The 6,341-nt window shown below is 71.9% G+C and carries 5 protein-coding genes and 2 pseudogenes; 2 read left to right on the forward strand and 5 right to left on the reverse strand.

Annotation, left to right across the window (positions count from 1 at the left end):
- Positions 1-287: pseudogene (locus H5J33_RS19640) on the forward strand (hypothetical protein); the annotation flags it as partial.
- Between the two features lie 93 nt (positions 288-380).
- Here the strand turns inward: H5J33_RS19640 and H5J33_RS19645 are convergent.
- Positions 381-1,304: pseudogene (locus tag H5J33_RS19645) on the reverse strand (lysophospholipid acyltransferase family protein); the annotation flags it as partial.
- 32 nt (positions 1,305-1,336) lie between these two features.
- On the opposite strand from H5J33_RS19645, the gene H5J33_RS19650 reads away from it, so the two are divergent.
- On the forward strand, positions 1,337-1,582 hold the full coding sequence (locus H5J33_RS19650; RefSeq protein ID WP_181796237.1) for a WhiB family transcriptional regulator: 246 nt from the start codon (positions 1,337-1,339) through the stop codon (positions 1,580-1,582).
- A gap of 37 nt (positions 1,583-1,619) precedes the next feature.
- On the opposite strand, the gene H5J33_RS19655 is transcribed toward H5J33_RS19650, so the two are convergent.
- The 4 genes from H5J33_RS19655 to H5J33_RS19670 form a co-directional block, all read right to left on the reverse strand.
- A complete protein-coding gene (locus H5J33_RS19655; RefSeq protein WP_181796238.1) occupies positions 1,620-2,594 on the reverse strand; it encodes an acyl-ACP desaturase in 975 nt (324 codons plus the stop codon).
- Between the two features lie 233 nt (positions 2,595-2,827).
- Positions 2,828-3,604 carry a dimethylargininase gene (gene ddaH, locus H5J33_RS19660; protein WP_181796239.1) on the reverse strand — a complete coding sequence of 259 codons (777 nt, stop codon included), beginning with the start codon at positions 3,602-3,604 and terminating at the stop codon, positions 2,828-2,830.
- Between the two features lie 132 nt (positions 3,605-3,736).
- Positions 3,737-5,362, reverse strand: coding sequence for an ABC-F family ATP-binding cassette domain-containing protein (locus H5J33_RS19665; RefSeq protein WP_181796240.1), 1,626 nt, complete (start codon positions 5,360-5,362; stop codon positions 3,737-3,739).
- A gap of 349 nt (positions 5,363-5,711) precedes the next feature.
- On the reverse strand, positions 5,712-6,128 hold the full coding sequence (locus tag H5J33_RS19670) for an SsgA family sporulation/cell division regulator (RefSeq protein ID WP_181796241.1): 417 nt from the start codon (positions 6,126-6,128) through the stop codon (positions 5,712-5,714).
- Positions 6,129-6,341: the final 213 nt, after the last annotated feature.

Here is a 6,341-nt window from a genome sequence, read left to right on the forward strand (position 1 = left end):
GCACCCGGCGCCCACGACCACGCCACACCTCACCCACCGCCACCACGGCCGCCTCGTCCCCCGGCAGGCACTCCGGCACCGACGCGCCGAGCGACCCGGCCACCGGCAGCGGCGAGGGCCTCCTCGGCGGCGACACCGGCGGCCTGCTCGACCCGCCGAAGAGCGGCACCACCGGCAGCTCCCCGTCCGCCGGCAAGTCGCCGTCGGCCCCGCCGGACGTCACCATCCCGCCGCTCATCCCGGACCTGCTCCCCGACCTCGGCATCGACGGCCAGGACGCGGACTAGCCCGGTACGGCCACGGCCGCGGGGGGCGCCCCTTTCCGAGCAGGGGCGCCCCCCGCGGCCGCACGCTGCCCGGCCGGGCTCGCGGGAGAACGCTCAGAAGAACACCGACCGCCGCTGCACCAGCAGCTTGTACAGCGTGTGCTGGATCTGCTCGCGCACCTGGTCGGTCAGGTTGAACATCAGCATCGGGTCCTCGGCGGCCTCCGGCGGATAGCCGTCCGTCGGGATCGGCTCGCCGAACTGGATCGTCCACTTCGTCGGCAGCGGGATCGCGCCCAGCGGGCCCAGCCAGGGAAACGTCGGCGTCAGCGGGAAGTACGGGATGCCCAGCACCCGGGCCAGCGTCTTGGCGTTGCCGATCATCGGGTAGATCTCCTCGGCCCCGACGATCGAGCACGGGACGATCGGCACGCCCTGGCGCAGCGCCGTGGAGACGAAGCCGCCCCGGCCGAACCGCTGGAGCTTGTAGCGCTCGCCGAAGGGTTTCCCGATGCCCTTGAAGCCCTCCGGCATCACCCCGACCAGCTCGCCCTGGCCCAGCAGCCGTTCCGCGTCCTCCGCGCAGGCGAGGGTGTGGCCCAGCTTGCGGGCCAGCTCGTTGACCACCGGCAGCACGAAGACCAGGTCGGCCGCCAGCAGCCGCAGGTGCCGGCCGCCGGGATGGTGGTCGTGCACCGCCACCTGCATCATCAGGCCGTCCAGCGGCAGCGTCCCGGAGTGGTTGGCGACGATCAGCGCGCCGCCCTCGGCCGGGATGTTCTCGATGCCCTTCACCTCGACCCGGAAGTACTTCTCGTACACCGGCCGCAGCAGCGACATCAGGACCTGGTCGGTCAGCTCCTCGTCGTAGCCGAAGTCGTCGACCTCGTAGTCCCCGGTGAGCCGGCGCCGCAGGAAGGCCAGCCCGGCCGCCACCCGCCGCTCCAGACCGCCGCCCGGGCCGTCGTCCCGTCCATCGGCCGTCGGCGGCTCCACCGGCTCCTCCTCTGCCCACTCGCGGCCCGGCAACGGCTGGAGAACGTTTTTCTGTCTGGGGCAGGCTCCTGGCCATGCACTACGACACCCTCACCCCGGCCGACGAAACCTGGCAGGCGCAGGCCCTGTGCGCACAGACCGGGCCGGACTTCTTCTTCCCCGAGCCCGGCAGCTCGGTGCGCGAGGCGAAGCGCATCTGCGCCATGTGCGAGCTGCGCCCGGCCTGCCTGGAGTACGCCCTCGCCCACGACGAGCGGTTCGGCGTCTGGGGCGGCCTGTCGGAGAAGGAACGCCTGGCGCTGCGGCGCACCGCCCGCTGATCCCGGCGCGCCGCCATCCTGGCCCGAGCCCGGGGCGTCAGCCTCCGGCGCGCGCCGCCATCCGGGCCTTGCGCGCGGCCAGCTTCTCGTCGAACTTCGACGCCTCCGCGTCCAGCCCGCCCAGGAACAGGCCGAGTTCCTCCTGCGCCCTCAGGCCCTCGGGGCCGAGGCCGTCGATCTCCATGACCTTCAGGAAGCGCAGCACCGGCTGCAGCACGTCGTCGTGGTGGATGCGCAGGTTGTACACCTCGCCGATCGCCATCTGCGCGGCGGCCCGCTCGAAGCCGGGGATGCCGTGGCCGGGCATGCGGAAGTTCACCACGACGTCCCGCACCGCCCGCATGGTCAGGTCGGGGGCGAGTTCAAAGGCGGCCTTGAGCAGGTTGCGGTAGAACACCATGTGCAGGTTCTCGTCGGTCGCGATGCGGGCCAGCATGCGGTCGCAGACCGGGTCCCCGGACTGGTGTCCGGTGTTGCGGTGCGAGATCCGCGTGGCCAGCTCCTGGAAGGCGACGTAGGCGATCGAGTGCAGCATCGAGTGCCGGTTGTCGGACTCGAAACCCTCGCTCATGTGCGCCATGCGGAAGCGTTCCAGCTGGTCGGGGTCGACCGCGCGCGAGACCAGCAGATAGTCGCGCATCACGATGCCGTGCCGGCCCTCCTCGGCCGTCCAGCGGTGCACCCAGGTGCCCCAGGCGCCGTCGCGGCCGAACAGCGTGGCGATCTCGTGGTGGTAGCTCGGCAGGTTGTCCTCGGTGAGCAGGTTGACCACGAGGGCGATGCGGCCGACCTCCGTCACCTTCGACTGGCCCTTCTCCCAGGCCTCCCCGTCCTCGAACAGACCGGGGAAGTTGCGGGCGTCGCTCCAGGGCACGTACTCGTGCGGCATCCAGTCCTTGGCGACCTTCAGGTGCCGGTTCAGTTCGTTCTCGACCACTTCCTCCAGTGCGTACAGGAGCCGCGCGTCGGTCCAGACGGACGGGCTGCCGAGGTGAGGGGAAGTGATCGTCACAGGAACTCCAGGGGGACGCCGGACAGGGGCGTGGGCGGGGAAGGGGGACGGCCCGGCGAGCGGTGCCGGGAACCCACGTGATCGTAGGCTACGAATCCGTAGGTTACGAAGCCGTAGGTTAAGACGGCGGTAAAGAAACCGCTGATCAGCCTTGCCGGATGGCCTTCCGCGCACGCCGGACGGCCCCGGGACCCGCAGGTCCGGGGGCCGTCGCAGGAGCGGAAATCACCCGGTCAGGCGTACAGCTCCCGCAGGCGTACGGAGAGGCAGGTCACACAGCCCTCCAGCTTCTCGAACTCGCTGATGTCGACCGTGACCACGTCATGACCGAGATCGCTCAGCAGCTCCGCCGTCCGCGGCGCGCTCGCCGCCATCAGCAGCTTGCCGCCGCCCAGCAGCACCACGTGCGCCCCGGACTCCTCCGGCACCGACAGGAACCCCGGGAACAGCGACGGCCGGTCCACCCGCGGTATGTGCCCGATCACCGTGCCGTCGGGCAGCGCGGTCACCGCCGACTTCAGGTGCAGCACCTTGCTCACCGGGACGGCCACCACCCGGGCGCCCAGCGGTTCGAAGGCCGCCCGCAGCTGCTGCACACCGGCCGCGTTGGTGCGCCCGCTGCGGCCGACGTACACGGTGTCGCCGACCTTCAGGACATCACCGCCGTCCAGCGTGCCCGGATCCCAGATCCAGTTCACCGAGCAGCCGAGGCTCGCCACGGCCTCCTCGACACCGGCGGTCTCCGCGCGCCGGGCGGCGGCACCCGGACGGGTGATCAGCGCGACGTTGCGGAACATGACGACGGTGTCCTCGACGAACACCGAGTCCGGGCAGTCGTCGGCCGGTTCGACCTCGATCGTCTCCCAGCCGTGCGCTTGCAGGGCCGCCACATAGGCCTCCCACTGCTCCACGGCGAGCCCCACGTCGGCCTTCTCCCGCGCGATGTGCGTCACCAGGCCGTCGGCGAGGCGGGGGCTGGGGCGGCGGACGAGGGCCTTCTTGCTGGGCACGACGGGCCTTTCGTATCGGTCGGTGCGATGGTGCGGTGGCCGGCGCCGATCACTCGGCGCCGGTCCGTCATCATGCAGCGCGCTCGGGCCGGGGCAAAACCTGGGTGCCGTCAGTGCGCTCCGGCCGCCCGGTCAGACCGGTTCGCGGAGCGCCTCGAGGGTGGTCTCCGTCAGCTCGCCCCCCTCCATCAACAGCCAGCGGGTGATCCCGATCGACTCCAGGAACGGCAGGTCGTGCGCGGCCACGAGCAGCGCGCCCTCGTACGACTCCAGGGCCTGGGTCAGCTGCCGGACGCTGGCCATGTCCAGGTTGTTCGTCGGCTCGTCCAGCAGCAGCAACTGCGGTGCCGGCTCGGCGAGCAGCAGCGCGGCCAGGGCCGCCCGGAAGCGCTCGCCGCCGGAGAGGGTGCCCGCCTTCTGGTCGGCCCGGCCGCCCCGGAACAGGAAGCGGGCGAGACGGGCCCGGATCCGGTTGTTGGTGGCGTCCGGCGCGAATCGGGCCACGTTCTCGGCCACCGACAGACCGTCGTCGAGCACGTCCAGCCGCTGCGGCAGGAACCGGAGCGGCACATGGGCCGTCACGGTGCCGGCCAGCGGCTCCAGCCGGCCGGCGATGGTCCGCAGCAGCGTCGTCTTGCCGGAGCCGTTGCGGCCGACGATCGCGATCCGCTCCGGGCCGCGCAGATCGAGGATGCCCGGCACGCGCGCGTGGCAGGCCGTTTCCAGGTTCTCCAGGGTGAGCACCTGCCGGCCGGGCGGCACGGCCGTGTACGGCAGTTCGACGCGGATCTCGTCGTCGTCCCGTACGGCCTCCACCGCCTCGTCCAGCCGTTCCCTGGCCTCGGCGAGCCGTTCCTCGTGCAGGATGCGGTGCTTTCCGGCGGACTCCTGGGCGGCACGTCTGCGCGCGTTCATGACGATCTTCGGTTCGCGCTTGGAGTCGTACATCTTCTGGCCGTACCGCTTGCGGCGGGCCAGTTTCACCTGGGCGTCGGACAGTTCGCGCTTCTGCTTGCGCACGTCGGCCTCGGCGACGCGCACCATGCGCTCGGCCGCCTCCTGCTCGACGGCCAGTGCCTCCTCGTAGGCCGAGAAGTTGCCGCCGTACCAGGAGACCTCGCCCGCGCGCAGGTCCGCGATCTGGTCGACCAGTTCGAGCAGTTCCCGGTCGTGGCTGACCACGACCAGGACGCCCGGCCAGGCGGCGACGGCCTGGTGGAGCCGCCGGCGCGCGTACAGGTCGAGGTTGTTGGTGGGTTCGTCGAGCAGCAGGATGCCGGGGCGGCTCAGCAGCAGCGCGGCGAGCCGCAGCAGCACCGACTCGCCGCCGGACACCTCGCCGACGGTCCGGTCCAGGCCGATGTGGCCGAGGCCGAGTTCGCCGAGGGTGGCCAGGGCGCGCTCCTCGACGTCCCAGTCGTCGCCGACCGTCTCGAAGTGCTCCTCGCGGACGTCGCCCGCCTCGATGGCGTGCAGGGCGGCCCGCCGCCCGGCGATGCCGAGGGCCTGGTCGACCCGGAGCGTGGTGTCCAGGGTGACGTTCTGCGGGAGGTAGCCGATCTCGCCGGTCGCCTTGACGGTGCCGTCGGCCGGGACGAGTTCCCCGGCCAGCAGCTTGAGCAGGGTGGACTTGCCCGATCCGTTGACGCCGACGAGCCCGGTGCGGCCGGGGCCGAACGCGATGTCGAGGCCGTCGAAGACGGGGGTGCCGTCGGGCCAGGCGAAGGACAGGGAGGAACAGGTGAGGGAAGCAGACATGGGCGCCTCGCGAGGGTGTGGGCGTTCGGGTGGACGCGTATCGAGACACCGCGAGGCGGGAAAACCGAGGGGCCGGGCAGGGAAGGGCCGCGGAAGAGGGGCCTGTGCCTGGGGGACGGCTCGGACGCCGAGGTCGTCGTACGCCGCGCACACCTCACCGGTGCGACGCGGTGTCTCAGGACCTCAGACGAGCAACGTCCTTCTCCAATCGACGGCAACAGAACCGTTGTACACCGTAGGAGGGGAGCGAGGGGGTGTCAACGGGTTTTCGCGCGGGGCGCTTGCCGCGCCGGCCGGGACGTCCCTCACGCGCGCGTGCCGTCCGTCAGGCGTCCCGCGCGCGTGCCCTTCAGCAGGCGTCCCGCATCAGCTCGGCGAGGCCGTGGTCGAGGTCCAGCTGGAGGTGTTCCCGGCCGACGGGGACCAGTTCGTCCGCGGCCTCGAGGAACCGCCGTATCTCGCCCGAGCGCACGTGCACGATCGCCGTGCCCTCCGGGGCGTGGAACTCCAGCACCGTGCGGTCGTACCCGTACGGCCGCACGCGGACGTCACCCTGGCCCGCGGGGTCCTCCAGCCCGGCCGTCAGCAGCTCACGGGCGAAGGTCCAGCACACGTCGACGCCCTCCAGGGTGGCGGGCGCCGGGAAGGTCATGCGGACGGCGAACGGGTCGCGCCGGTCGTAGCGCAGCGTGGCGGGAATGCTCGGCATGCGCGGTGCGGCGGCGACGAGACGTGCCTCTACGGGCTGCTCGATGACGGTGGACAACGCCTTGCTCCCTCGTGACGGCTGGACTGCGCCCGGATGCGCCCACACCCGGCACAGGGAGAGACGACGGAAACGGCCGGTGCGTGCACACCCGGACCGAGTGACCTCGGTCACCGCGTTCATGCACGGGGGAGCACAGCCCGCGCAGACCGTCCCCCGCCGCGCACCGGCGCACCCGGCCCCCTGGACGCGCCCCGGGGACTGGGCTAGCTT

It is taken from the genome of Streptomyces sp. WELS2, assembly GCF_013870595.1.
GTDB lineage: Bacteria > Actinomycetota > Actinomycetes > Streptomycetales > Streptomycetaceae > Streptomyces.

Coding starts and splice junctions, on each gene's coding strand:
- H5J33_RS19665 (WP_181796240.1), bottom strand. CDS start 5,362: ATGTCTGCTTCCCTCACCTGTTCCTCCCTGTCCTTCGCCTGGCCCGAC.
- H5J33_RS19650 (WP_181796237.1), top strand. CDS start 1,337: ATGCACTACGACACCCTCACCCCGGCCGACGAAACCTGGCAGGCGCAG.